General features: G+C 67.1%; 25 protein-coding genes, 1 tRNA gene and 1 rRNA gene. 13 read left to right on the forward strand and 14 right to left on the reverse strand.

Going from position 1 to position 22,545, the window contains the following annotated elements; translation table 11 throughout:
- Nucleotides 1-92: ribosomal RNA gene (rrf, locus tag HR9077_RS19140) — 5S ribosomal RNA — on the forward strand; the annotation flags it as partial.
- A 308-nt stretch (nucleotides 93-400) separates the two neighbouring features.
- Nucleotides 401-601: a hypothetical protein gene (locus HR9077_RS19145; RefSeq protein WP_136068904.1), complete on the forward strand. Its 201-nt coding sequence runs from the start codon at nucleotides 401-403 to the stop codon at nucleotides 599-601.
- 68 nt (nucleotides 602-669) lie between these two features.
- Here HR9077_RS19145 and HR9077_RS19150 read toward each other — a convergent pair whose 3' ends face one another.
- The 3 genes from HR9077_RS19150 to HR9077_RS19160 form a co-directional block, all read right to left on the reverse strand.
- Nucleotides 670-1,491: a Tim44 domain-containing protein gene (locus HR9077_RS19150; protein ID WP_136068905.1), complete on the reverse strand. Its 822-nt coding sequence runs from the start codon at nucleotides 1,489-1,491 to the stop codon at nucleotides 670-672.
- An 87-nt stretch (nucleotides 1,492-1,578) separates the two neighbouring features.
- Nucleotides 1,579-2,361, reverse strand: a complete 783-nt coding sequence (gene yaaA, locus HR9077_RS19155; protein ID WP_136068906.1) for a peroxide stress protein YaaA — start codon at nucleotides 2,359-2,361, stop codon at nucleotides 1,579-1,581.
- Between the two features lie 106 nt (nucleotides 2,362-2,467).
- A complete protein-coding gene (locus HR9077_RS19160; protein WP_136068907.1) occupies nucleotides 2,468-3,502 on the reverse strand; it encodes an NADP(H)-dependent aldo-keto reductase in 1,035 nt (344 codons plus the stop codon).
- A gap of 229 nt (nucleotides 3,503-3,731) precedes the next feature.
- Between HR9077_RS19160 and HR9077_RS19165 the strand changes: the two genes are divergently transcribed.
- A complete protein-coding gene (locus tag HR9077_RS19165; RefSeq protein WP_136068908.1) occupies nucleotides 3,732-4,238 on the forward strand; it encodes a tetratricopeptide repeat protein in 507 nt (168 codons plus the stop codon).
- Between the two features lie 145 nt (nucleotides 4,239-4,383).
- On the forward strand, nucleotides 4,384-4,878 hold the full coding sequence (locus HR9077_RS19170; RefSeq protein WP_136068909.1) for a hypothetical protein: 495 nt from the start codon (nucleotides 4,384-4,386) through the stop codon (nucleotides 4,876-4,878).
- A gap of 108 nt (nucleotides 4,879-4,986) precedes the next feature.
- Here HR9077_RS19170 and HR9077_RS19175 read toward each other — a convergent pair whose 3' ends face one another.
- Complete coding sequence (locus HR9077_RS19175) at nucleotides 4,987-5,973, reverse strand: NAD(P)H-quinone oxidoreductase (RefSeq protein WP_136068910.1); 987 nt, start codon at nucleotides 5,971-5,973, stop codon at nucleotides 4,987-4,989.
- Nucleotides 5,974-6,085: 112 nt separating this feature from the next.
- Between HR9077_RS19175 and HR9077_RS19180 the strand changes: the two genes are divergently transcribed.
- Nucleotides 6,086-7,888, forward strand: coding sequence for a bifunctional ornithine lipid synthase OlsF (locus tag HR9077_RS19180; protein WP_136068911.1), 1,803 nt, complete (start codon nucleotides 6,086-6,088; stop codon nucleotides 7,886-7,888).
- Here HR9077_RS19180 and HR9077_RS19185 read toward each other — a convergent pair.
- The 7 genes from HR9077_RS19185 to HR9077_RS19215 all read right to left on the reverse strand — a co-directional run bounded on the left by HR9077_RS19185 (nucleotide 7,845) and on the right by HR9077_RS19215 (nucleotide 11,557).
- Nucleotides 7,845-8,414 carry an LOG family protein gene (locus HR9077_RS19185; RefSeq protein ID WP_136068912.1) on the reverse strand — a complete coding sequence of 190 codons (570 nt, stop codon included), beginning with the start codon at nucleotides 8,412-8,414 and terminating at the stop codon, nucleotides 7,845-7,847. The genes HR9077_RS19180 and HR9077_RS19185 overlap by 44 nt on opposite strands.
- A gap of 40 nt (nucleotides 8,415-8,454) precedes the next feature.
- Entirely contained in the window at nucleotides 8,455-8,976 is a 522-nt protein-coding gene (locus HR9077_RS19190; RefSeq protein ID WP_136068913.1) for a DUF501 domain-containing protein, read from the reverse strand.
- The gene (locus HR9077_RS19195; RefSeq protein WP_136068914.1) at nucleotides 8,957-9,274 is read right to left on the reverse strand and encodes a hypothetical protein; all 318 of its coding nucleotides are present in this window, start codon (nucleotides 9,272-9,274) and stop codon (nucleotides 8,957-8,959) included. Before HR9077_RS19195 ends, HR9077_RS19190 begins: the two co-directional genes overlap by 20 nt.
- Nucleotides 9,275-9,322: 48 nt before the next feature.
- On the reverse strand, nucleotides 9,323-9,790 hold the full coding sequence (ybaK, locus tag HR9077_RS19200; RefSeq protein WP_136068915.1) for a Cys-tRNA(Pro) deacylase: 468 nt from the start codon (nucleotides 9,788-9,790) through the stop codon (nucleotides 9,323-9,325).
- On the reverse strand, nucleotides 9,787-10,197 hold the full coding sequence (locus tag HR9077_RS19205; RefSeq protein ID WP_136068916.1) for an acyl-CoA thioesterase: 411 nt from the start codon (nucleotides 10,195-10,197) through the stop codon (nucleotides 9,787-9,789). Before HR9077_RS19205 ends, ybaK begins: the two co-directional genes overlap by 4 nt.
- A gap of 48 nt (nucleotides 10,198-10,245) precedes the next feature.
- The gene (locus tag HR9077_RS19210; RefSeq protein ID WP_136068917.1) at nucleotides 10,246-11,061 is read right to left on the reverse strand and encodes a hypothetical protein; all 816 of its coding nucleotides are present in this window, start codon (nucleotides 11,059-11,061) and stop codon (nucleotides 10,246-10,248) included.
- A 70-nt stretch (nucleotides 11,062-11,131) separates the two neighbouring features.
- Nucleotides 11,132-11,557: a hypothetical protein gene (locus HR9077_RS19215; protein ID WP_136068918.1), complete on the reverse strand. Its 426-nt coding sequence runs from the start codon at nucleotides 11,555-11,557 to the stop codon at nucleotides 11,132-11,134.
- 48 nt (nucleotides 11,558-11,605) lie between these two features.
- Between HR9077_RS19215 and HR9077_RS19220 the strand changes: the two genes are divergently transcribed.
- Together HR9077_RS19220 and HR9077_RS19225 are read left to right on the forward strand one after the other, a co-directional pair.
- Nucleotides 11,606-12,754 (forward strand): MalY/PatB family protein, encoded by a 1,149-nt coding sequence (locus HR9077_RS19220; RefSeq protein ID WP_136068919.1) that lies wholly within the window; start codon nucleotides 11,606-11,608, stop codon nucleotides 12,752-12,754.
- 73 nt (nucleotides 12,755-12,827) lie between these two features.
- Nucleotides 12,828-13,022, forward strand: coding sequence for a hypothetical protein (locus HR9077_RS19225; protein WP_136068920.1), 195 nt, complete (start codon nucleotides 12,828-12,830; stop codon nucleotides 13,020-13,022).
- Nucleotides 13,023-13,096: 74 nt separating this feature from the next.
- On the opposite strand, the gene HR9077_RS19230 is transcribed toward HR9077_RS19225, so the two are convergent.
- Nucleotides 13,097-14,023, reverse strand: coding sequence for a tetratricopeptide repeat protein (locus HR9077_RS19230; RefSeq protein WP_136068921.1), 927 nt, complete (start codon nucleotides 14,021-14,023; stop codon nucleotides 13,097-13,099).
- A 119-nt stretch (nucleotides 14,024-14,142) separates the two neighbouring features.
- Between HR9077_RS19230 and HR9077_RS19235 the strand changes: the two genes are divergently transcribed.
- The gene (locus HR9077_RS19235) at nucleotides 14,143-14,931 is read left to right on the forward strand and encodes a DUF3750 domain-containing protein (RefSeq protein ID WP_136068922.1); all 789 of its coding nucleotides are present in this window, start codon (nucleotides 14,143-14,145) and stop codon (nucleotides 14,929-14,931) included.
- A 64-nt stretch (nucleotides 14,932-14,995) separates the two neighbouring features.
- Here HR9077_RS19235 and HR9077_RS19240 read toward each other — a convergent pair.
- A tRNA-Met gene (locus tag HR9077_RS19240) sits at nucleotides 14,996-15,072 on the reverse strand.
- A gap of 173 nt (nucleotides 15,073-15,245) precedes the next feature.
- Between HR9077_RS19240 and phbB the strand changes: the two genes are divergently transcribed.
- Entirely contained in the window at nucleotides 15,246-15,992 is a 747-nt protein-coding gene (phbB, locus tag HR9077_RS19245; protein WP_136068923.1) for an acetoacetyl-CoA reductase, read from the forward strand.
- 89 nt (nucleotides 15,993-16,081) lie between these two features.
- Here the strand turns inward: phbB and HR9077_RS19250 are convergent, their stop codons facing one another.
- Entirely contained in the window at nucleotides 16,082-18,868 is a 2,787-nt protein-coding gene (locus HR9077_RS19250; RefSeq protein ID WP_348532937.1) for a DUF349 domain-containing protein, read from the reverse strand.
- Between the two features lie 232 nt (nucleotides 18,869-19,100).
- Here HR9077_RS19250 and minC point away from each other — a divergent pair, with 232 nt between their 5' ends.
- The 4 genes from minC to sbcB all read left to right on the forward strand — a co-directional run bounded on the left by minC (nucleotide 19,101) and on the right by sbcB (nucleotide 22,497).
- Nucleotides 19,101-19,856 (forward strand): septum site-determining protein MinC, encoded by a 756-nt coding sequence (minC, locus tag HR9077_RS19255; protein WP_136068924.1) that lies wholly within the window; start codon nucleotides 19,101-19,103, stop codon nucleotides 19,854-19,856.
- Nucleotides 19,857-19,904: 48 nt separating this feature from the next.
- The gene (gene minD, locus HR9077_RS19260) at nucleotides 19,905-20,723 is read left to right on the forward strand and encodes a septum site-determining protein MinD (RefSeq protein WP_136068925.1); all 819 of its coding nucleotides are present in this window, start codon (nucleotides 19,905-19,907) and stop codon (nucleotides 20,721-20,723) included.
- On the forward strand, nucleotides 20,720-20,968 hold the full coding sequence (gene minE / locus HR9077_RS19265; RefSeq protein ID WP_031384731.1) for a cell division topological specificity factor MinE: 249 nt from the start codon (nucleotides 20,720-20,722) through the stop codon (nucleotides 20,966-20,968). Before minD ends, minE begins: the two co-directional genes overlap by 4 nt.
- 68 nt (nucleotides 20,969-21,036) lie before the next feature.
- Nucleotides 21,037-22,497, forward strand: a complete 1,461-nt coding sequence (sbcB, locus tag HR9077_RS19270; RefSeq protein ID WP_136068926.1) for an exodeoxyribonuclease I — start codon at nucleotides 21,037-21,039, stop codon at nucleotides 22,495-22,497.
- Nucleotides 22,498-22,545: the final 48 nt, after the last annotated feature.

A 22,545-nucleotide genomic window follows, 5' to 3' on the forward strand; every position in this document is an offset into this window, starting at 1 on the left:
CCACCTGACCCCATGCCGAACTCAGCAGTGAAACCGCTCAGCGCCGATGGTAGTGTGGGGCTTCCCCATGCGAGAGTAGGTCATCGTCAGGCATTTATTTCGACACCCCCGGCCAGTGGTCGGGGGTGTTGTCGTTTCGGGACTTCCCTGACGCGTCGCGGAGCGCCGCCCGACGGAGCGCCGCCCGACGAGTGGTCGTCCCGCCCCTCGTCAGGCCTCGTCACGCAAAAGCCCCCGGCCACCTCGGGGGCTTTTTTATGCGCGGAATAAAGTGGTAGCGCCTCGGCTGTGCCTCGTGCGTTGCGCCGGACTCGGGTTGGTTGTGAAACAAGCAGTTGGCGTTCATCTTTACGCGCTGTATGGTATTGGTTCTAGTCCGTTACGTTCTCAGGAGGAGACGATGCAAAAGAATCTGCTGCGCAAGCTGGGGCTGGCCATGATGCTGGCGTTAATGCTGGGTGGTGTGGCTGCCTGCGATGATCAGGGGCCGGCCGAGGAAGCGGGCGAGAACATCGACGAAGCGGCTGAAAATGCCGGCGACAGCGTCGAGGAGATGGGCGAAGACGTACAGGATGCTGCCGAGGACGCGCAGGACAATTGAGCGTTCGTGAACGCAACGCATAAGAAAGCCGGGCCCGGGCCCGGCTTTTTAGTGCGTCGTCGTTCCCTTCAGGCAGCGGGATTCTGCTCGATGCCCTGTACGTACCAGGGCGATCCCTCGCGGAGGTCGCGGGTCAGGTGCCAGGTCTCGTTGAACTCGTTGTGATCGCCGTTTTCGTCGATGATGCCGTGGAAGATGACTGATGCCTCGGCTTGCTGGGCGTATTCCTGCACGTCGCCGAGTTCGACGAACAGCCGCACGATCTCGGTACGGTTGTTGGCCGGCTGGCTGGCCCGCTCTTCGCGCAGCAGGTTGTAGAGTTCGGGAGTCACGTACTCCTGGATCTTGCTCAGGTCGTTATTGTCCCAGGCGCGCTGCAGCGCCATGTAATGTTCCTTGGCATCGTTGAGAAAGCGCGTCTTGTCGAACCATTCGGGCTGAGCGCCGAGTCCGCTGCTCTGGATGCCGGAAGAGGTGAAGGCCTGGGGCTGGGTGGCTTGAGCCGAGTCTTCCTGACTTCGAGGGGCGGCCGGACCCGCGACGGTAGCCGCACGGCGTCGGCTCAAGAGCCGCAGGGCCAGCCAGATTGCGCCACCGATCAGCAGAATGTCGAACATGCGCATCCCGTCGAAGCCGCCGCCAAAGAATAGCGAGGCCAGTAGCCCGCCGGCGAGCAATCCGGCGAAGGGGCCGGCGAAGCGCGACAATCCTGCCGATGGCTTGCGCTGCGGTGTCGCGGCCGCACGCTGGGTCGCGGCAGGCTGTTGTGCCGTGGAGCGGGAATAGGAGCCGAAACTCTTGCCGCCACCGAGACGGCGGGCTTCGGCGTGATCGACGGCCAGGCCGAAGCCGAGCAGACCAACCATCAGCATGATGAATAAATGACGCATGTGTTTCTCCGGGAGCGGCGTGAAGGTACTCCGCCATTCTACTGGGTTACCCGGAGCGCTCCCAGCGGATATCGATATGGTGCCGGATCAATCGTGGGTGGCTTCCTCGCGGGTGAAGACCCAGGTGTCGCCCTGAGAGAGCGTGGCATTGTAGCGGTAGCCGGCGACATTGAAGTCCTTGAGGCCTTCCGGCTCGTCGAGGCGCTGCCGGATCAGCCAGGCGCTCATCAACCCGCGCGCCTTCTTGGCGTAGAAGCTGATGATCTTGAACTGGCCGTTCTTGGCGTCCTTGAAGACCGGCGTGATCACGCGCGATGACAGCCGCTTGGTATCGATCGCCTTGAAATACTCGTTGGAGGCGAGATTGACCAGTACCGGGGTGCCGCTGTCGGCCACGGCGCGATCGAGATCGCGGGTCAGGCGCTCCTTCCAGAAAGCATACAGGTCCTTGCCGGCCGGGTTGGGCAGCCGCGTACCCATCTCCAGCCGGTAGGGCTGGATCAGGTCGAGCGGGCGCAACAGGCCATACAGGCCGGAGAGGATGCGCAGATGGTCCTGGGCGAAGGCGTTGTCTTCGTCGCTGAAGGCGGGCGCGTCGAGCCCTACATAGACATCGCCCTGAAAGGCCTGCGCGGCCTGCTTGGCGTTGTCCAGGTCGAACGGAGGCTGCCACTCGGCGTAGCGTGCCGCATTCAGCCCGGCCAGCTTGTCGCTGATCCCCATCAGCTCGGCGAGTCGTTGCGGCGAGTAATCGCGCAGGATCTCGATCAATTCTTGGCTCTGGGCCAGATAGTCCGGCTGAGTCTGCATCGTGGTGGTCGGGGTGGTTTCGAAATCCAGCGTCTTGGCCGGGGAAATCACGCTCAGCATGGCGAGCTCCAGAAGCGACGAGTGGTCAGCGGGAGAGTATATCAGGCCCGATAGCGGGGGGGCCGATCGGCCCTTCGCTATCGGCCTCATAGGCCTGGCATGGCGCTCAGGGACAGGGGTTGGAGAGGCGCCGATGCAAACCCTCGATCTCGTCGAGAACGGCCTGGGACAGCACCAGGTCTTCGCTGGCGATATTGCTGTCGAGTTGCTCCAGGGTCGTGGCACCGATGATGTTGCTGGTCAAAAACGGCCGCGAATTGACGAAGGCCAGGGCCATCCGTGCCGGGTCGAGACCGTGGCGGCGTGCGATATCGACATAGGCGCGGGTCGCCTGCTCGGCGACGTCCGAGGTGTAGCGCGAGAAGCGCTCGAACAGGGTGATGCGACCGCCTGCGGGGCGGGCGCCGTCGAGGTACTTGCCCGACAGCACGCCGAAGGCCAGTGGCGAATAGGCCAACAGGCCGACGTTCTCGCGATGGGCGATCTCGGCCAGGCCCACCTCGAAACTGCGGTTGAGCAGGTTGTAGGGATTCTGCACGCTGGCGACACGCGGCAGGCCGAGGGTATCGGCCAGGTGCAGGCAACGCATCACACCCCAGGGGGTGTCATTGGACAGGCCGATGGCGCGGACCTTGCCGGCGTCGACCAGTTCCTTGAGCGCTGTCAGCGTCTCCTCGAGCGGCGTGGGGTCCTCGTCGGGGTCCGGGGCGTAGCCCAACTGGCCGAAGATGTTGACGTTGCGTGCCGGCCAATGGAGCTGGTAGAGGTCGACGTAATCGGTCTGCAGGCGCTGCAGGCTGGCATCGATGGCCCGCTGGATGTGGCTGCGGGTCAGTTGCGCGCCGCCGCGAATGTGTTCCATGCGCCCCGGGCCGGCCGCCTTGGTGGCGATGACCAGGTCATCGCGCTTGCCGCGTGCCTTGAGCCAACTGCCGATATAGGCTTCGGTGAGCCCCTGGGTCTCCGCCTTGGGAGGGACCGGGTACATCTCGGCGGTATCGATGAAATTGATCCCGGCGTCGACGGCCCGGGTGAGTTGCTGATGGGCTTCGGCTTCGCTGTTCTGCTCGCCGAAGGTCATGGTGCCCAGGCAGAGTCGGCTGACGCTGATCCCGGTATCGCCTAACGCTCGTTGCTGCATGCTTCGAGGCTCCGAAAAAATGGCGGAAAACAGCATGGTAACGGGCCGTTCAGAAGGCGGCAAATGGGGGTTGAGTCGGGCCATGGTGGGGCGTATGCTTGCCACCCGTTGCCCCGGCGGAGACCGGGCGGTTGGCAGTCAGGAGATGACGCGCGGGTTGGCTCGCAGCTCGTAGAGCGTCGTGCCAGACGCCGTCACCCAGGCAAACTCGATCAAGGTGTTAGTCGCCATGCCGCAGCCATCTTCTTTGTTCATCCGGCTTGAATTCCGGTTGGCAGAGCAGCTGTTCCATACCCGCTGGCTACCCCGATCACCGCGCACGCAGCGCTTCACGCTGCGGCTTTTTCAGCGCTGTGCGGAGGCAGGGCATGTCACGGCATTGTCGGTTTACGGGCACATGCTGTTTCATCGCGGCATAACCCCCCAGGACAAGGCCAAGGGCGCCCGGTACGTGTTGCAGGCGGCGAATACCGGCGACAGTCGCGCCCAGTACCAGGCCGGTCGTATCTACGAATACGGCTGCTCCCAGTATCCACGGCGCGATGATCATGCCGTGACCTGGTATGCGCGAGCCGGCGAGGCGGGCCATCCGCAAGCGGCGGAGCGTCTTGTCCAGGCGTATCGCCTCGGCGAACTCGGGCTGCCCGTCGACCCCCGGCGTGCGGCCCAGTGGCAGGCGCTTGCCGAGCGTCATGGTGAACTCGGCCAGATCGACCAGCGGACGCTCACCCACTGATCGTCTTTCGGGGGTCGCCTCGCGTCGCCTAACACCGTACGCTAGGCAGGTCGGGCAGCCCGGCCCGTGGCCCGTGTCGTCGCGGGTCCAGGTTGCCCGTTGATTTATCGCCCGCCGCCGCTGCCGGTAACAAAGGATAGATGATGTGACGCTGCCCACTCTTCTCGATATCGAAGCGTCCGGTTTTGGCCGGGGCAGCTATCCCATCGAGGTCGGTCTGGCCCGGGCCGATGGCAGTGTCTGCGCCTTCCTTATCCAGCCCCAGGAAGAATGGACCCATTGGGACCCCAAGGCGGAGCTGCTGCACGGCATTTCGCGTAGCCGGCTCGAGCGCGAGGGCTATCCGGTGATCGAGGTGGCACGTTGGCTCAACGATGAACTCGCCGAGATCGGCATCGCCTACAGCGATAGCTGGGGCTATGACAACACCTGGCTGTCGCTGCTGTTCCATCACGCGGGCATGTTGCCGCGCTTTCGTCTCGAGGCACTGCGTTCGCTGCTCGAGGAATCGCAGTTGGCCCGCTGGAAGCGTACCAAGGAAGCGCTGATTCTCGAGCGCGGAATCCAGCGTCATCGCGCCGGTGAAGATGCGCGCCTGTTACAGCTCACCTACCAGCGTACCCGCGATACCCAGCAGTGAACGAGCCTGGAAGCGTTGGGCTACCGGCCCCGCTTCGCGAGCCTGTTCTCTCGGCGCCTGTCGCCTTTCCCGCTGCTCTATTCCATGATGCGCTTCCTTGGCGAGGCTTCAGCCCTCGCCGCTGACCGACAGCAGGACCTTGCCGAAACTGTCGTTGCTTTCCAGGAAAGCCATGGCTTCGGCGGCCTTCTGAATTGGCCAGTCGCGGTCGATCAGGGCACGCAACTCGCCGCCCGCCAGGCGCGGCCAGACATGCGTGTATAGACTGTCGAGAATTGCCCCCTTGGCCTTCGCGGACTTGCTGCGCAGGGTCGAGCCGATCAGCCACTGGCGCTTCATCAGCATGCGCCCCATGTCGAGCTCGGCGTGGCGCCCGCCCATCAAGCCGATCAGCACCAGCCGGCCATCCGTGTTGAGCGCCCGCTGGTTCTCGGCCAGATAGCTCGCTCCGACCGGGTCGAGGATCACATCGGCGCCGCCCCAGTCATTGACGGCCTCGACGAAGCTGCCCTGGTGGCGGTTCCAGCCGCCATCGGCACCCAGTTGCCGGCACCGGGCGATCTTGTCATCGCTGCCGGCGGTGACGAAGCAGGGGTAGCCGAAGGCCCGGCATAGCTGTATTGCCGTGGTGCCCACGCCGCTTGCCCCGGCATGCAGCAAAACCCGCTCGGGGCGGCCCTCGACGTGGCGCAGCCCGCCCTCCATGAACAGGTTCAGCCAGGCAGTGGCATAGACCTCGGGCAGCGCCGCGGCCTCGCGCAGGCCGTACCCCTGGGGCAGCGGCAACACCTGCTCCTCGCGGACGACCACCTCCTCGGCGTAACCGCCGCCCGCCAGCAACGCGCAGACCTTGTCGCCCGGGCGCAGGCGCTCCACCTGCGGGCCGGCCTCGATCACCGTGCCGCTGATCTCGAGGCCCAGGGTCTCGGAAGCGCCGGGCGGCGGCGGATACTGCCCGGCCCGCTGCATCAGGTCAGCGCGGTTCATGCCCGCCCAGGCGACGCGGATGCGTACGTCTCGGGGGCTCTCGCTGCGCGGGGCGTCCTGTTCCTGCCAGGTCAGCGTCTGATCATCTTCGATGGTGATGGCGAACATCCGTTGCTCCTTGCTGGTATGCCTGCTCACTGTAGCCAAGCCAAGGCGGCCACGTCACTGTCATATGCCATCGGCATGCTGTGTCCGATACCGACAAGAGCGGGACCGGACCATGATCGACATCGCACGCGCGCTGCGTCATCACCTGAGGGGATTCGAGCGTCTCCCCGGATGGTTGCGGCAGGGGATCTGTTCGCTGCTGCGCCGCCTGGTCCATGAAGACGAGATCAACGCCTTTCTCGTCGAACACCGCGATCGTCGCGGCATCGCCTTCGTCGACCAGGTGCTCGAGCATTTTCGCTTCGGCTACACCTTGCCGTCGCGCGAGCGCGAGAACATTCCGGCGCTCGGCCGGGTATTGATCGTCGCCAACCACCCGCTGGGCGCGCTCGACGGGCTGGCGCTGTTGCGGCTGGTGGCCGACGTGCGGCCCGACGTCAGGATCGTCGCCAACACCCTGTTGACGCAGCTCGAGCCGCTGGCCGACTGCCTGCTGGCGGTGGACAACCTCGGGCGGCGCGGCTTTCGGCGCAGCCTGGCCGACATCGGCGCCGCGCTCGATCGTGAGGAGGCGGTGATCGTGTTTCCCGCCGGCGAGGTCTCCCGCGCCGGCCCCCGTGGCGTGCGCGATAGGCGCTGGCAGGCCGGGTTCCTGCATGTGGCGCGACGCACCAATGCGCCGCTGCTGCCGCTGCACGTCCAGGGACGCAACTCCTGGTGGTTCTATGCCCTGGCCGCGTTGCGCAACGAACTGGGCACGCTACTGCTGCCTCACGAGATGTTCCGCCAGCGCGACCGCTTGCTGCGTGTCCGTGCCGGCGAGCTGATCCCGCTCGAACGCTTCGACCACGCGGAGCTGGCGACGCCGGTCAAGCTCAAGCTGCTGCGCAAGCATGTCTACCGTCTGGGGAGCGGCCGCCGGGGCATCTATCGGGGCGAGGCGGCGATCGCGCATCCCGGGAACCGCCAGGCCCTGCGCGAGGAGCTGCAACAAGCCGAGCATCTGGGCGCGACCCGCGACGGCAAGCAGATACGGCTCTATGAAGGCACGCGGGATTCGGTGGTGCTGCACGAGATCGGCCGGCTGCGCGAGATCGCCTTTCGCCGGGTCGGCGAGGGCAGCGGCCGCCGCCGTGACCTCGACGACTTCGACAGTCACTATCGCCATCTGCTGGTATGGGACGAGCGGGACCTGGAGATCGCCGGCGCCTATCGACTCGGCGAGGTGGGGCGACTGCTCGATCGCCGGGGGCTCGACGGGCTTTATTCGCCGACCCTGTTCCACATGGACGAGGCGCCCTGGGACGACTGGCGACAGGGTCTGGAGCTGGGACGCAGCTTCGTCCAGCCACGCTACTGGGGGCGACGCAGCCTCGACTACCTGTGGCTGGGCCTGGGCGCCTACCTGCGGCGTCACCCCGAGGTGCGCTGGCTGTTCGGGCCGGTGACGATCTCGGGGCGGTTGCCGTTGCGCGCCCGCGAACTGCTGGTCAGCTATTACCGGCACTACTACGGCGACCTGTCGGAATGCGTGCGGGCCAGGGCGCCTTTCATGATGTCGACGGCGGGGCGGCGGGAAGCCGAACGGCTGTTTTGCGGCGACGAGCGCGAGGGCGACTTCCGGCGCCTGCGCGAGCAGATCGAGGCCCTGGGAGCCAGCGTGCCGGTACTCTACAAGCAATACTGCGAGCTGACCGAGCCGGGCGGCGTGCGGTTCATGGACTTCAGCGTCGATGCCGACTTCGGCTACTGCCTGGATGGCCTGGTGGTGGTCGATGTCGCGCGACTCAAGCCGGACAAGCGGCGGCGCTATATCGGCGAGACACCAGCGGTTGGCGACTCCGGTCACGCGCCGCCGGCGGTCGGCGAGGCTACGACGATGCCGGCGAGGCGGCCACGCCAGCCGGCCTCATGAGCCGGTCGAGCAATGGCCCGGGCTCCGACGCCGCGGCCAGCCGGGCCCGGGTCGTCGCATCGAGGAAGCCGCATTCGGTGGCCTGGTCGAGAAATTCCAGCAGCGGGCGGTAGAAGCCCGCGACGTCGAGCACGCCGATCGGCTTGTCGTGCAGGCCCAGGTACTGCCAGGTCCAGATCTCGAACAGCTCCTCGAGCGTGCCGATACCGCCGGGCAGGGCGACGAAGGCATCGGCGTGCGCCGCCATGCTCGCCTTGCGTTCGTGCATGTCCGCCACGCGCACCAGCTTGGTGAGCCCGTCGTGGGCGAGTTCGCGATCGACCAGGTGATGGGGGATGACGCCGATCACCTCGCCGCCGGCGGCCAGCGCGGCATCGGCCAGGGCGCCCATCAGGCCGACCCGGGCACCGCCGTAGACCAGTGTCAGGCCGCGTTCGGCGATGGCACGGCCGAGCGTCACGGCGGCTTCCCTGAAGCGCGGGTCGTGGCCCTCTCGCGAGCCCAGGTAGACGCAGATACTTGGCATGGAGTGCTCCTTTGGGCAGGCGGCGGATCGCCGGGTCGTGTCAGGGCAGGCAGTCGACCACGCCGTATTCACGATCGAGCCATTGGCCGATGACGTTGTCGCCGGAGAGGTGGTGGGCGTATTGGGTGTGCAGGCAGCGCACCTGGTCCCAGTTGCTGATACCGCCGATGCCGCGCTCGCGGAACAAGGCGTCGTAGCCGCGCGCCTCGGCCAGCCGGCGATGCGCCTCGCGCATGCTCGCCCAGCGGCGGGCGACGTAATCCTCGTGGCTGTGATGATAGGCGGCGAGGAACTCGGGCTCGTCCTGCAGGCGCGCCTCGAGCTGCTTGATCACGCCGGCGGCTTCGATGCGCGACAGCTCGACCTTGAGGCGCTCCGAGCACAGCCAGTAGAGCGTGGGAAACGGCTTGTCGTCGACGATCGACTCCATGCGCAGCACCAGCGGCGTGCCCTCGCCATCGCTGGCGGTGATCGCCTGGATGCCGCGCGGCGCGCGGCCCAGTTGCTCGGCGATCAGGGCCAGCTGTCGGTCGTCGGGGCGTTCATCGGTTCGGATCAGCATCACAGGGGCCCCGCAGGAATTTGTTCGAGCGCGCCACCGCGCGGAAGAAGGCCTGGTTGAGTTGCACCGGGGAGGGCGCGTAGCGCCACTGGCGTTCGCAGTAGTCGCCGGCGCGCGCGATCAGCGCATCGTAGAGGCGATTGAACGGCGCATCATAATCGTAAGGGTCGTCGCCGAACAAGCGGATGTGCGGGTAGTCGGCGAAGCGCTCGACGAAGTAGCGCTCGAGATCCGCTTCCACGGCACGGTGGCGCTCGATGTCGTCCGGGTCGATCCACAGGTCGTAACGAATGGCCATGCTCGTATCGCTCCGGGTCGGGTGGCGGCGCGCCGATGGGCGCAAGGCTTAGCGAGCCAGCGGGACGAGCCGCGCCGCGGTGAGCCGTGCGAGATCGGCGGTCGCCAGGCTGATTTCCAGGCCGCGGCGGCCGGCGCTGACGTGCAACTGCTCCAGCGACTCGGCGCTGGCGTCGATGAAGGTCGCCAGGCGCTGCTTCTGGCCCAGCGGGCTGATGCCGCCGACGACATAGCCGGTGGCGCGCTCGGCGACGCCGGCCTCGGCCATGGCGGCCTTCTTGGCTCCGGCGGCGCGGGCCAGCGCCTTGAGGTCGAGGGTATGCGATACCGGTACCAGCGCCACGGCCAGGCGCTTGCCGTCGAGCATCGCCAGCAGCGTCTTGAAGACCTCGTGTGGCGGCAATCCCAGGGCTTCGGCGGCTTCCAGACCATAGGCCGGCGCCGCCGGATCGTGGCGGTATTCGCGCAGCGTGAAGGCGGCCCCGGCCTGCTCGAGAGCACGGATTGCCGGCGTCACGAGGCGAACACCGCGGCGTCGATCAGGTGAGTCTCCAGCACCGCACGCACGTCCCCGGGGATCGGCCTGGCCCGCTTGGCCTGATGGTCGTAGTGGATCATCACCGTCCTGCCCTCGGCGCCCAGCCGGTCGTGCTGATACAGCGCCTGATCGACCGTGAACGAGCTCGAGCCGATCCACGACACGCCGGTACGGAGCTCGACCGGCGCGTTGAAATAGAGTTCGGCGCGGTATTCGACCTCGATGCGGGCGAGGATCAAGACCCATTTCCGCGGGTCCAGGTCGGGGGTGAACAACCGGCAGATGTCGTTGCGCGCGAACTCGAACCACACCGGGATGCGAGTATTGTTGATATGTCCCAACGCATCGGTGTCGCTGAAGGTCGGGTCCAGGGTACGGGTGAACATGGTCGGCTCCTTGTCGGCCACTCAGAATCCAACGCCCCGCGGGCGCGGTCAAGTCAGGCGCGCCGGCTCGGCGGAGGCGAGCAGGGCCCGCAGGCGCGTCCAGGCCCACAGCCACAGCGTGGCGACGAGAAAGCCGGCCAGGGTGCCCAGCGCGAGCCCCCAGGCGGGATAGGTCAGCGAGACGCAGAGCGCGTAGCACAGCAGCGCCCCCAGGCCGGCCGGATAGTGCTTGATGACGGTCGCCGTGGGTGCGGCGCCGTGACCCAGATGCAGGATGACCAGAAACGGGAAGAAGGTGACCGGGAAGGCCGAAAGCAGTCCCGCCCAGGCCGGCGGCAGCACATGCGCCAGGCCGGTGATCAGGAAGATGATCGCGGCGGCCAGCGCGGCCCGGAAGACCAGCGCCGACCAGGAAAACTCGCTCCGGGTGGCGGTGCGTCGTTCGGGAATGCGCCGATAGAGGGTGCTGAACAGCGCGATCGCGACCAGGGTGGTCAGGCTGCCGCTGACGCGGGTGAAGTCGACTCTGGCCAGGGCCGCGCTGACCGCCAGCCAGCAGGCCAGGCCGCCGGCGCTGCCGGCCAGCACGCCGGCGAGGCCGTTGCGGCGGCCGCACAGCAGGTAGCCGGCTCCCAGGGCGAGGGTGGCGGTGAAGCCGGCCAGGGTATACACCGCGCTGTCGGCGGCGAATCGGGGGCCGATCTCGAGGCCGATGAAGAACAGCGCCACGGCCGTGCCCAGCGGGTAGCCCGACAGCAGCCCGGCGACACGCGTGCTGATGCGTTCGGCGATCAGCGAAAGGCCCAGCACGATGCCCACCGAGACCAGCAGCTTGGAAACCTGCCAGGCGAGAGGAACCTCCATCGATGAATCTCCAGGGTGAAAGTGTACTTGGCCGGGCGTGGGCGGTCGTCGCGCCGACGCTGGAACGCGACTAGACGAGCCGCCGGCTGTTCTGGTCGACAAAAGCCAGCTCGAGCGGCTCGCGCAACGGTTCGTGGAGGTGGTCGGGCAGCGCGGCGAGCGCATCCTGCGGGCTATCGAAAGCGCGGTTACGCAGCCAGCAATAGGCCCAGGCGCAGGCCTCGAATTCGTCGCGGGGCCGCGGCCGGCCGGGCATCTGCACCAGCAGGAACAGCGCGGTGCGTGCCGCCCACAGCGGCGGCTGGGTATCGCCGCTCCAGGCGGTCAACGTGGCGCCATCGGGGGTATCCTCGGGTTCGCCGAGCTTGGCCAGGCGTGCGGTGTCGCCGAGGATCATCGCCAGCCGGTCGGGGCTGGCCTCGCCGATCAGCAACCAGTGGCCGACCAGCCGCGAGGCGCCGCGCATGGCCTTGGCATAGAAGGTGGCTTCAGGCATCTTCAATCTCTCATCGTTATTCGGCCCTTTGACAACGCGGGAGCCCGCATGCGCTTCGATTTTGCCACGTCCATCGACCGTCGCCAGTATGCCTCGAAGAAATGGCTGCGCTACGCCGACGATGTATTGCCCCTGTGGGTCGCCGACATGGACTTCGTGTCGCCGCCGGCGGTCGTCGAAGCGCTGAAGACGCGGGTCGCGCATGGCGTGTTCGGCTACGACGCGATGCCCGACAGCCTGCGCCATACGCTCTGTGAATGGAGCGCGCGGCATTACGACTGGCCGATCGAGCCCGACTGGCAGGTATGGCTGCCCGGCGTGGTGCCGGCGCTGCACCTGGCCTGCCTGGCCTTGACCGAGCCGGGCGATGGGGTGCTGACGCTGACGCCGATCTATCCGCCGTTTCTCAAGGTCGCCGAGCACAGTGGACGCATCGCCCAGGTGGCGCCGTTGGCGGAACCGGCCGCGGGCGAGCCGTGGCGGCTGACCCGGGAGGCGCTGGAAGCCTCGATCACCCCGCAGACACGGCTGCTGCTGTGGTGCCATCCGCACAACCCCACCGGACGAGTCTGGGATCGCCAGGAGCTGGCGCTGCTCGCCGAGCTGGCCGAGCGCCATGACCTGACGATCGTCTCCGACGAGCTGCATTGCGACCTGATCCTGGATGACGAACCGCATCGCCCGTTGGCCGCGCTTCACCCCGAGCTGGCCGCGCGCATCATCACGCTATGGGCGCCCTCGAAAACCTTCAATATCGCTGGCCTGGGCTGCGCCTGCGCGGTGATCCCCGACGCCAAGCTGCGCCGCCGCTGGCAGTCGACCATGAGCGGCCTGATGCCCGAGGTCAACCTGCTGGGGCTGCTAGCCGCCGAGGCCGCCTATCGCGACGGCGAACCCTGGCGCCAGGCATTGCTCGAGGTCCTGCGCGGCAATCGACAGCGCCTCGCCGAGCGTCTGGCGGCTTGGCCGGGTGTCGAGTGCCGACTGCCCGAGGCCACCTACCTGGCCTGGCTCGACCTGCGCGGCGCAGGGCTTGGCGACAATCCCCAGCAGGCCCTGCTCGAGCGGGCCCGGGTCGCGCTCTCCGACGGCGCCGATTTCGGTTGGCCGGGTTTCGCCCGGCTCAATTTCGGCACTACGCCGGAGCGACTCGAAGCCGCTCTGCAACGCCTGGATGACGTTCTCGGCAAATCTTGATCGCGGACAAGACAGCAGCGCGGCGATCGCTTACCATCAAACGATAACAATTATCGTTACGGAGGTGGTGGCCATGATCGATGACAGCCAACGCGACGCTTGGCCTGACTGGCAGCGCTGGGTGGACCGGCTGCATTACCAGGCCTGGCAACTGAATGGCGGCTGCCTGCGTGGAGCCCGTGCAACGACGCCGCAGCAGGAGGGCGATCCGGCGACCGCCGCCCGCCACCGAGTGGCGCCCGGGCTGCGTGGCTGGCGCCGCGGATAGGCGGCGACCCGGGGCGTCACAGCGACTCGGCGCGTGCCTCGCCGGGGCCCGACCGTCGCCTGTCGGGCCGTGCATCAATAGAGCAGTGCGAACAGCTTGCGGCGATAGGCGACGGTCAGCGGATGCTCGGCGCCCAGGGCGTCGAAGACCCTCAGCAGTGTCTTGCGGGCGGCATCGTCGCCGTAGGCGCGGTCACGCTTGACCAGCCCCAGCAGGCCTTCGAGGCCCTCCTCGTAGTGGCCGTCGGCGACCTGACGCAGCGCACGCTTGAAGCATGCCTCACTGTCGTCGCGGTCTTCGAGCGCGGCAATTTCCTCGGCGCTCGGTGCTTCCTCGCCGAACTCGATACGCGCCCGGACGCCACGCGCCTTGGCGGCGTCGCGATGCTCCGGCGGCAGGTTGTCGAGCAGCGCCCGGGCTTCGTCGGCCCGGCCCTCGCCGACCAGGGCGCTGGCCAAGCCAATCTGGTAGTCGTGATAATCGGGGTAGTCCTGTACCAGCTGCTCGTAGATGGTCCGCGCCGTGGCGCTGTCACCGTCGGCCAGAGCGGCCTCGGCCTGCTCCTCGGGGCTGGCTTCGGCGTCCTGGGGGGCGCTCAGGTATTGCGCCAGCCAGTCGCGGATCTGCTTTTCGGGCAGCGCGCCCTGGAACTGGTCGTAGAGCTGGCCCTGCATGATCAGCTTGACGTCGGGTACCGAACGGATGCCCAACTGGGCGGCGATCTGCTGGTTGTCCTCGATGTTGAGCTTGGCTAGCACGAAGTTGCCGGCATACTCATGGGCCAGTTTCTCGAGCACCGGGGTGAGACTCTTGCAGGGTTCGCACCAAGGCGCCCAGCAGTCGAGCACCACCGGGATCTGCATCGAGCCTTCCAGCACCACCTGCTGGAAGTTCGTCATGTCGATGTCCACGATGTACTGCGACGGATCTGCCTGAGCCGCAGGTGCCTCGGATTGGGGCGTGCTTAGCGGGTCTCCGGTGCGGGGATCGACGATCGGCATAGCGATAGGCCTTGATTGACGGGAAATTTACCCAGTTATGCGGGCGGCGGGGCGTCTATTCAAGGGCGCCTCACGGGACCCGCGCCTTGCGGCGCACACGACGAGACGAGGATAACGACATGCCACACTGGCGTCGCTGGGGGGCGGGCCTGATGCTCGGCCTGGGACTGCTGCTCGGTGGCCCGCTGGCCATGCTGGCCGGGCCGGAGATCGAGCTCGAGGGCAACTGGGCGACCAGCGACCGTTCTTCGGCGGGGCTTGCCCCCGATCCGACGCTGGCGCGTGAGGCGGTGGTCCAGATCTATGCCGCGCGGGCCTTCGCCTGGCGCGGGGCCTTCGGCACGCACACCTGGCTGGCGATCAAGCCGGCCGGGGCGCAGCGCTACCGGGTGCTGCAGGTCACCGGCTGGCGCCGCCCGGCAGTGTCGGTGCGTACCGGGGTTCCCGATCGCGCCTGGTTCGGGAGTCTCCCCGCGCTGGTCGCCGACTATCGCGGCGAGGCGGCCACGGCTCTGATCCCGGCCATCGAGGCGGCCGTCGAGAGTTACCCGTTTCGCGATCGCTACCGCGTATGGCCGGGGCCCAACAGCAATACCTTCGTGGCATGGGTGATTCGCCAGGTCCCGGGGCTCGAGGTCGCGTTGCCGCCGACGGCCGTCGGCAAGGATTACCTTGGCGAGGGCTTCGTCGCGCGCGCCCCCAGCGGTAGCGGCTATCAGGCTTCGCTGAACGGGGTGCTGGGCGTCACCCTGGCATGGGCCGAGGGCTTCGAGGTGAACCTGCTGGGGCTGACGCTGGGCGTCGATGTGACGCGACCGGCGCTCAAGTTGCCGGGCATCGGTCGGGTGGGGATGGCGCGTCCGGTGGCGGGGGGCGATCCAGCCGCCGGCGGTGAACGAGGCGATTGAGTCGTCAGCTACGTGAAGGGCAGGCACAAAAAAGCCGACACGTTTCGTGTCGGCTTTTCATGTTTGGTAGCGGGGGCCGGATTTGAACCGACGACCTTCGGGTTATGAGCCCGACGAGCTACCAGGCTGCTCCACCCCGCATCAGATCGTGCCGCACATATTACCAGCAAATTCCGCAACGTCAAGCGTTTGCCGGATGTTCGCGCAGACCCGGTAGTCTCGACCATACTGACTCCAGGCGGCTCCATTGGCCTTGCCTAAGACGTCATGGAAATCGACGTTGGTCCCATAGAAATGACTCAGGGGGAGACAAGATGACACAAACAGCACCCGTCGCCTGGGTAACCGGCGGTACCGGCGGCATCGGCACCGCGATTTGCCGCGCCATGGCCAAGGAGGGCTATCAGGTCGTGGCGGGTTATCACAATCCCGAAAAAGCCAAGCATTGGCTGGAAGAGCAGCGCGCCGAGGGGTTCGAGAACATCGCCCTGTCCGGTGCCAATCTGATCGACTACGAGGACTGCGAAGCCGGCGTGCGCGAGATTCGCGAAAAGTTCGGTCCGGTCAGCGTGCTGGTCAATTGCGCCGGCATCACCCGCGACACCACGCTCAAGAAGATGAGTCCCGAACAATGGGGGGAGGTCATCAACTGCAATCTCAACAGCGTCTTCAATACCTGTCGCTGCGTGCTCGGGGACATGCTCGAGAACGGCTACGGTCGTATCGTCAACATCTCCTCGATCAACGGGCGCAAGGGCCAGTTCGGTCAGGCCAACTATTCGGCGGCCAAGGCCGGGATGCACGGCCTGACCATGTCGCTGGCCCAGGAGACCGCGACCAAGGGCATCACCGTCAATACCCTCTCTCCCGGCTACATCGCCACTGACATGATCATGAAGATACCCGAGAAGATCCGCGAGTCGATACGCGAGGGCATACCGGTCAAGCGCTTCGGCGAGCCCGAGGAGATCGCACGGGCGGTGTGCTTCCTGGCCGACCGGGACTCGGGGTTCATTACCGGGGCCAACCTGGATATCAACGGCGGGCAGTTCATGGGCTGAAAGGGACGCCCGGCACCCTTCGGCCACAGAGCGGCTCTCGTATCAGCGGGGGCCGCTTTTTCATGGGTCGACGGGCATGGCTCGGGCGTTCAGGTGGGCGGCGGCAGCTCGGCCAGCCGGGACAGCTGCAGGTCGAGCTCGCCGACTTCGCGCCGCCAGAGCTCCGGCGGCACCGGACCGGTGGCGAAGATCTCGGCGAGCACGCCGTGCAGCTCCTCGGCCCTGGACTGCTCGCGGCCCAGCCCTTCGTTGAGCCGTTCGACCTGGATCGCCAGGCGTAGCGGCTCGTCGTCACGGCTCACCTGGCTACCGGCCAGCAGCGCCAGATGGACGCGTAGCCGGGCCAGCCGATCGGCGACCTGGCCGGCCTCCGGCGGATCGCGGCGCAGTGCATTGCGCTGCCGATGGGCGCGTTGGATGTCGGTGGCGAGCGAATCATGGCCCTCGACCTCCTCGGCGGGTTCGCCGGCGAGTGCCTTGGCGTCGGCCTGGAGGTGGGCGTCGAGCAGCGGCCGCAGGGCCTGCCAGCCATGAATCGCCTCGCTCACGGCCAGCCGCGACAACCGCTCGCGGCGCGCGCGAACGATGCCTGACCAGCGGCGCCGCATGCCTTCGCTGCGGCGCCCCTGGGGCAGCGGCTCCAGCTCTTCCGCTTCGGCGATCGCCGTGTCGAGTATCGAGGCATCGTGATTGCTTTCCGGTTGCCAGGCATCGAGACGCTCGATCAGCGTCTGCATGGCGTCGAGGCGCTCGCGGGCGCGTTGGCTGCGATCGTCGCGCTCGTTCTCGCGGGCGGCGAAGATGTTGTCGCAGGCACCGCGGAAAGCGCGCCACAGCGCCTGCTCCTCGCCCTTGGGCGCGCGGCCCAGCTCGCGCCAGCGACGCTGCAGTTCCTTGGCCCGCTCGGCGCGTTGCGAGGCCGAGCCGTCATCGTTCTGCAGCGCCTGTGCCTGCTCGACCAGTTCGCGCTTGCTGGCGGCGATCTCCTGGGCGCGCTGATCGATCAGCATCTGCAGGGCATGGCGGATGTTGCCGAAGCGTTGGCCGACGGTCTCTGCCTGGTCGCGCGGGACCGGCGAAAAGCGTCGCCACTGCTCGCGGGCGCGGTCGCGGATCTGCCGCAGCACGTCGGGGTCGGCCTGGGGGTCGGGCCTGGCGATCAGCGCTTCCAGCTGTTCGCAAAGCCCCTGGCGGGCGATCAGGTTCTGCTGACGATCGGCATCGCGCTTTTCACGCCACGCGGCGAGCCGCTCGTGGATGCGATCCGAGGCCGCGCGGAAACGGGTGGAGAGCTCGCGGTCGGCGGCAGCATCGCCGAGATTCTTCCAGTCCTTGACCAGTTGTCGGTGCTGCCGGTCGAGTTCGCCGTCGCTGAGCTCCCGGTCGTCAGCCAGCGCTTCGATGGCGTGACAGAGTTGTTCGCGCTTGGGGCCGGCGACGAAGCCGCGCCAGTCGCGCAGTTCGGCGAGCTGTGCACCGAGGCGCTTGAGCGCCGGCAGGTGCTGGCGACGTGCGTCATCGGGCAACTGCTCGAGGCGTTGGCGCAGGCTTTGATGGAGGCGGCTGGCGCGCTTGAAGGCGCCCCGGTCGAGCAGCTCGTCGAGCGTGCTCATGTCGCTGGCGAAGCGTTCGGCCGAAATCGTGGATTCGCCGCTCGTGTCGGCGCGCTGGTCGTGCAAGTGTCGCTGGGCTTGGGCAAGCAGGGCCGGTGCCGGCAGGTCGGTGGGCCAGTCCAGTGCGGCCAGGGTGTCGCGAATGGCCGTGACGTCGCGCGCCTCGAGCGCCTGCTTGAGCGTCGCGGCCTGGGTCTCGGTACGCTGCCAGGCGGCCAGGATACGCTCGTACTCGTCCAGCGCCGCGTTGTAGCGTTCGCTGAGCGTAGTATCCGGGGCATGCTGGTCGGAGAGCGTCTGCCAGCGGTTGGCGAGCAGGCGCTTCTGGGACTGCAGGCTGGCGATATCCTGTTCGCCGATGAACTCCCCCTGGCGCAGGCCGGCGAGGGTGTCTTCCAGGGCCTCGATCAGCGAGCGGCGCGTCTCGTCGGCGTCGTCGCGACGCTGGTCGGCAGCCGCGATCGCGTGATGCTGGGCCTCGTGATCGGCGATGGCCTTGCGGCAGCGCAGCGCGGCTTCATGGAAGCGCTGCTCCTGGCTGCGGGTCGGCACGTCCGGCAGCGCCTCCCATTCGCGCTGCAGATGGCGATAGCGGCCGGCATAGAGCGGTTCCCAGGCATGCTCGGCATGTTGCTCGAGGGCACTGAGGACCTGTTCGCGCCGCGCCGCGCGCTCGCGCGCTTCGGCGGCGTCCTCGCGTTGCCGGTTGAGACGCATGCGGGCGATCCGCGCCACCTGCTTGTCGCGCCGGGCGCGGCGGGTCAGCTGGGTCAGCGCGGTGTCGCTGGTGATGCGCTCGGCCGCCGCCTGGCGTACCGCGGCGATACCGTTCTCGCAGGCCTGCTTGAGCAGCCGTTCCTCGTCATCGAGGCGCGCCAGCGCGGCCAGTCGCAGCCCCTGATTGTCGCCCTGCAGGGCGATCGCCTCGATCAGGTCGGGATCGTGGAGGCGCTCGACCAGGGTCAGCCGGAACGCCAGCGGTGTATCGCCGGCACGTCCGATCAGCAGGTCCAGCAGACGCTCGTGGAGTTCGCGGGAGGCGTCGTGCCCGAGCAGCCCGACCAGACGCGCCGGGTCGTCGAAGCATGCCAGCGCGGCGCGGCGCACCTCGCTGTCGCTGTCGGCGGCCAGCCTTTCGAGGCGCCGGCGATCCTCGACGTCGGCGGGATCGAGGCGGGCGATGGCCTGACGGCGTACCGCCGGGTCGCTGTGCTGCCAACGCGGGGCGAAGAATCGGCGAAGAAATCCTGGCATGACTGGCATGAGTGGCAACGCATCCCTGATGATTTGGCATTCGAAGATGAGGCGTCCGGCGGCATCCGCTGCCGTCGTTGTGGCCCTCGTGCTATATAAGCATGCGCACCGGCGCCGGAAAAGCCCGGGCGTCGTCGCCTGGCGACACTGACAAGCACTGCGTGCTGGGCGTATGATCAGTTGCAGCCCGGCGACCCCTCGCTTAGTTTTAAGTGTCATTACCCGACCGTGGAGACCGGCTATGAGCCTCAATGTGGACAGGGCGGGCAGCGCCTTCACTTTCAAGGGTGGCATGCTGCCCATGACGGTCATGGAGCTGACCAGCGCCGATCCCGAAGCGATTCGCGATCAGTTGGTCGGCAAGCTCAACCAGGCGCCGGCCTTCTTTCAGCATACGCCGGTGATGCTGAGTGTCGAAAAGCTCGACGAGCCGCACCTGGCGCTCGAGCGTGTCTGTGCGGTCTGTCGTGCCCACAAGCTGTTGCCGGTGGCGGTGCGCGGTGGTGGCGACCCGGTCAAGCAATCGGCCTGGGCGCTGGGGCTGGGCTGGTTTCCGCCCCAGGAGGAGCGAGTCCGCAGCCTGGAGAGCGTCGAGCCCACCGGCGGCGCAGAGGCGCCACCCGAGGAACCGCGGCCCCTGGCCCCCGGCGTCGGCGGGGTCGTTGCAGTGGGCAGCCGTATCCATCGTGGCACGGTGCGTTCGGGGCAACAGGTCACCGCGCCGGATGGCGATCTGGTCGTGCTGGGCGCGGTCAATGCCGGTGCCGAAGTGCTGGCGGGCGGCAATATCCACGTCTACGGGGCGCTGCGTGGGCGCGCGCTGGCCGGTATCCACGGCGACCGCGAGGCCAGCATCTTCTGCCACGAACTGCGCGCCGAGCTGCTTTCGCTGGCCGGCAATTACAAACGTCTGGAAGACATCGATCCGCAGCTGCTGGGCACCGCCGTGCAGGCGCGGCTCGATGACGATCAGCTGACCATTGCGCCGCTGGCCTGAGCCGGCCGCGGCGAGACGATCTTCGATATCAGCAACAGGAAGCTTACCTTGGCCAAGATCATTGTAGTGACCTCCGGCAAGGGCGGGGTCGGAAAAACGACCAGTGCGGCAGCCATCGCCACCGGACTGGCGCTGCGCGGCAAGAAGACGGTAGTGATCGACTTCGACGTGGGGTTGCGTAACCTCGACTTGATCATGGGCTGCGAGCGACGCGTGGTCTATGACCTGATCAATGTGATCCAGGGCGAGGCGGGACTCAATCAGGCGATGATCCGCGACAAGCGGGTCGATAACCTGCATATCCTGCCGGCCTCGCAGACCCGCGACAAGGATGCGCTGACCGCCGAGGGCGTCGAGAAGGTGCTCGACACCCTGAGCAAGGATTTCGACTACGTGGTCTGCGACTCGCCGGCGGGTATCGAGCGCGGCGCGCAGCTGGCGATGTATTACGCCGACGAGGCGGTGGTGGTGACCAACCCCGAAGTCTCCTCGGTACGCGACTCCGATCGCATCCTCGGCCTGCTGGGCTCCAAGACCCGTCGCGCCGAGCAGAACCGCGACCCGGTCAAGGAGCACCTGCTGATCACGCGCTACGATCCGGAGCGGGTCACCGGCGGCGACATGCTCAACCTCGAGGACATCCACGAGATCTTGGCGATCAACCTGATCGGCCTGATCCCCGAGTCCGAGGCGGTGCTGCGGGCGTCCAACCAGGGTGTTCCGGTGACCCACGATCTGAAGAGCGATGCCGGCCAGGCCTACACCGACACGGTATCGCGCCTGCTCGGTGAAGAAGTGCCCTTGCGGTTCCATGAGTACCAGAAAAAGAGCCTGCTCTCGCGCATGTTCGGAGGAGGTCGGCGGTGAAGCTACTCGAATTTCTCAAGCGTGAACGCAAGAAGTCGGCGTCGGTCGCCAAGGAGCGCCTGCAGATCATCGTGGCGCATCAGCGTAGTCAGCGCGACCAGCCGGATTACATGCCGATGCTCGAGAGGGAATTGCTGGAGGTGATTCGGCGCTACGTCAATGTCGACCAGGATGCCATCAACATCACTCTCGACAGCGAAGACGACTGCTCGGTGCTCGAGCTCAATGTCACGCTGCCGCGCTGATGCGGGTTGCTGAGTCGGACGGGGCGCTGTGCTAGGCTGGGCGCTTTGAGCCGGTAGGGGGAGCGTGCATGGCGCAGCGCAGCGATTCGCCGCAGACATTCCTGTGGCACGATTACGAGACGTTCGGCGCCGACCCGCGCAGCGACAGGCCTTCTCAGTTCGCGGCCATCCGTACCGATGCCGATTTCAACGAGATCGGCGAGCCGTTGACGCTCTATTGCAAGCCGGCGGACGACTATCTGCCGGCCCCGCAGGCTTGCCTGATCACCGGTATCACCCCGCAAACGGCACGCCGGCGCGGGCTGCCCGAGATGGAGTTCGCGGCGCGCATCAATGCCGAGATGAGCGTGGCGGGCACCTGTGCGCTGGGTTACAACAGCCTGCGCTTCGATGACGAGGTCACTCGTCACCTGTTCTATCGCAACTTTCTCGACCCCTATGCCCGCGAGTGGCAGAACGGCAACTCGCGCTGGGACCTGATCGACGTGGTGCGCGCCTTCCATGCGCTGCGCCCGGCGGGCATCGAGTGGCCGCGTCGCGAGGACGGCTCGCCGAGCTTTCGTCTCGAGGATCTCACCGCGGCCAACGGCATCGAACATGCCGGTGCCCACGATGCACTGGCCGACGTGCGCGCCACCATCGCCCTGGCGCGTCTGCTGCGCGAGCGCAACCCCAAGCTGTTCGACTATCTGCTCGACCTGCGCCGTAAGCGCGCGGTGGCCAGGCTGCTGGACATCCCCTCGCACAAGCCGATGCTGCACATATCGCGCCGCTATCCGGCGAGTCGCGGTTGCAGTGCCCTGGTAATGCCGCTGGCCGAGCATCCGTCGAATCCCAACGGAGTGATCGTCTACGATCTGAGCGTCGATCCCGAGCCGCTGTTCGAGCTCGATGTCGAGGCGATCCGCGCCCGGGTCTTCGCCAGCGCCGACGAGCTCAGCGAGGGCGAATCGCGGATCCCGCTGAAGGTCATCCACATCAACCGCAGCCCGGTGCTGCTGCCGATCTCCGCGGCGACCGACGAGGTGCAGGCGCGGCTCAAGCTCGACCGGGCGCTCTGCGAACGTCACTGGCAGGCACTGTGCGCCCGGCCCGAAGCGGCCCGCAAGGCCGCCGCGGCCTTCGCCGAGGGGCCGGGCAAGCCCCCCAACGATCCGGACATGATGCTTTATTCCGGCGGTTTCTTCTCGCCGGCCGACCGCAAGGAGATGCAGCGCGTCCACGAGACAGCCCCAGAGGCGCTGGGCGATACGGCCTTCGCCTTCCAGGACCCGCGCCTCGAGGAGATGCTGTTCCGGCTGCGCGCGCGCAGCTACCCCGATACCTTGAGCGGCGAGGAGCAGCAGCAGTGGGAGGCGTTTCGCTGGGCGCGGATGAACGATGCCTCGCTGGGGATTCTCACCCTCAAGGCCTTCGCCCGGGAGATCGAGCAGCTCAATCGGGTCGCGCTGAGCGATCGCGACCGCCAGGTGCTCGAGGAACTGGTCATGCACGTCGAGGCGATGATGCCGCCCCAGGCCTTCGACTAGCCTCGAGGCGTGGCCAGGCGCAAGACAAGGCGCCCGCCGGGATTTCCG

The organism is Modicisalibacter radicis (assembly GCF_900961225.1).
Lineage (GTDB): Bacteria > Pseudomonadota > Gammaproteobacteria > Pseudomonadales > Halomonadaceae > Modicisalibacter.

Coding starts and splice junctions, on each gene's coding strand:
- HR9077_RS19145 (WP_136068904.1), top strand. CDS start 401: ATGCAAAAGAATCTGCTGCGCAAGCTGGGGCTGGCCATGATGCTGGCG.
- HR9077_RS19150 (WP_136068905.1), bottom strand. CDS start 1,491: ATGCGTCATTTATTCATCATGCTGATGGTTGGTCTGCTCGGCTTCGGC.
- yaaA (WP_136068906.1), bottom strand. CDS start 2,361: ATGCTGAGCGTGATTTCCCCGGCCAAGACGCTGGATTTCGAAACCACC.
- HR9077_RS19160 (WP_136068907.1), bottom strand. CDS start 3,502: ATGCAGCAACGAGCGTTAGGCGATACCGGGATCAGCGTCAGCCGACTC.
- HR9077_RS19165 (WP_136068908.1), top strand. CDS start 3,732: ATGCCGCAGCCATCTTCTTTGTTCATCCGGCTTGAATTCCGGTTGGCA.
- HR9077_RS19175 (WP_136068910.1), bottom strand. CDS start 5,973: ATGTTCGCCATCACCATCGAAGATGATCAGACGCTGACCTGGCAGGAA.
- HR9077_RS19180 (WP_136068911.1), top strand. CDS start 6,086: ATGATCGACATCGCACGCGCGCTGCGTCATCACCTGAGGGGATTCGAG.
- HR9077_RS19185 (WP_136068912.1), bottom strand. CDS start 8,414: ATGCCAAGTATCTGCGTCTACCTGGGCTCGCGAGAGGGCCACGACCCG.
- HR9077_RS19190 (WP_136068913.1), bottom strand. CDS start 8,976: ATGCTGATCCGAACCGATGAACGCCCCGACGACCGACAGCTGGCCCTG.
- HR9077_RS19195 (WP_136068914.1), bottom strand. CDS start 9,274: ATGGCCATTCGTTACGACCTGTGGATCGACCCGGACGACATCGAGCGC.
- HR9077_RS19205 (WP_136068916.1), bottom strand. CDS start 10,197: ATGTTCACCCGTACCCTGGACCCGACCTTCAGCGACACCGATGCGTTG.
- HR9077_RS19210 (WP_136068917.1), bottom strand. CDS start 11,061: ATGGAGGTTCCTCTCGCCTGGCAGGTTTCCAAGCTGCTGGTCTCGGTG.
- HR9077_RS19215 (WP_136068918.1), bottom strand. CDS start 11,557: ATGCCTGAAGCCACCTTCTATGCCAAGGCCATGCGCGGCGCCTCGCGG.
- HR9077_RS19220 (WP_136068919.1), top strand. CDS start 11,606: ATGCGCTTCGATTTTGCCACGTCCATCGACCGTCGCCAGTATGCCTCG.
- HR9077_RS19225 (WP_136068920.1), top strand. CDS start 12,828: ATGATCGATGACAGCCAACGCGACGCTTGGCCTGACTGGCAGCGCTGG.
- HR9077_RS19230 (WP_136068921.1), bottom strand. CDS start 14,023: ATGCCGATCGTCGATCCCCGCACCGGAGACCCGCTAAGCACGCCCCAA.
- HR9077_RS19235 (WP_136068922.1), top strand. CDS start 14,143: ATGCCACACTGGCGTCGCTGGGGGGCGGGCCTGATGCTCGGCCTGGGA.
- phbB (WP_136068923.1), top strand. CDS start 15,246: ATGACACAAACAGCACCCGTCGCCTGGGTAACCGGCGGTACCGGCGGC.
- HR9077_RS19250 (WP_348532937.1), bottom strand. CDS start 18,868: ATGCCAGTCATGCCAGGATTTCTTCGCCGATTCTTCGCCCCGCGTTGG.
- minC (WP_136068924.1), top strand. CDS start 19,101: ATGAGCCTCAATGTGGACAGGGCGGGCAGCGCCTTCACTTTCAAGGGT.
- sbcB (WP_136068926.1), top strand. CDS start 21,037: ATGGCGCAGCGCAGCGATTCGCCGCAGACATTCCTGTGGCACGATTAC.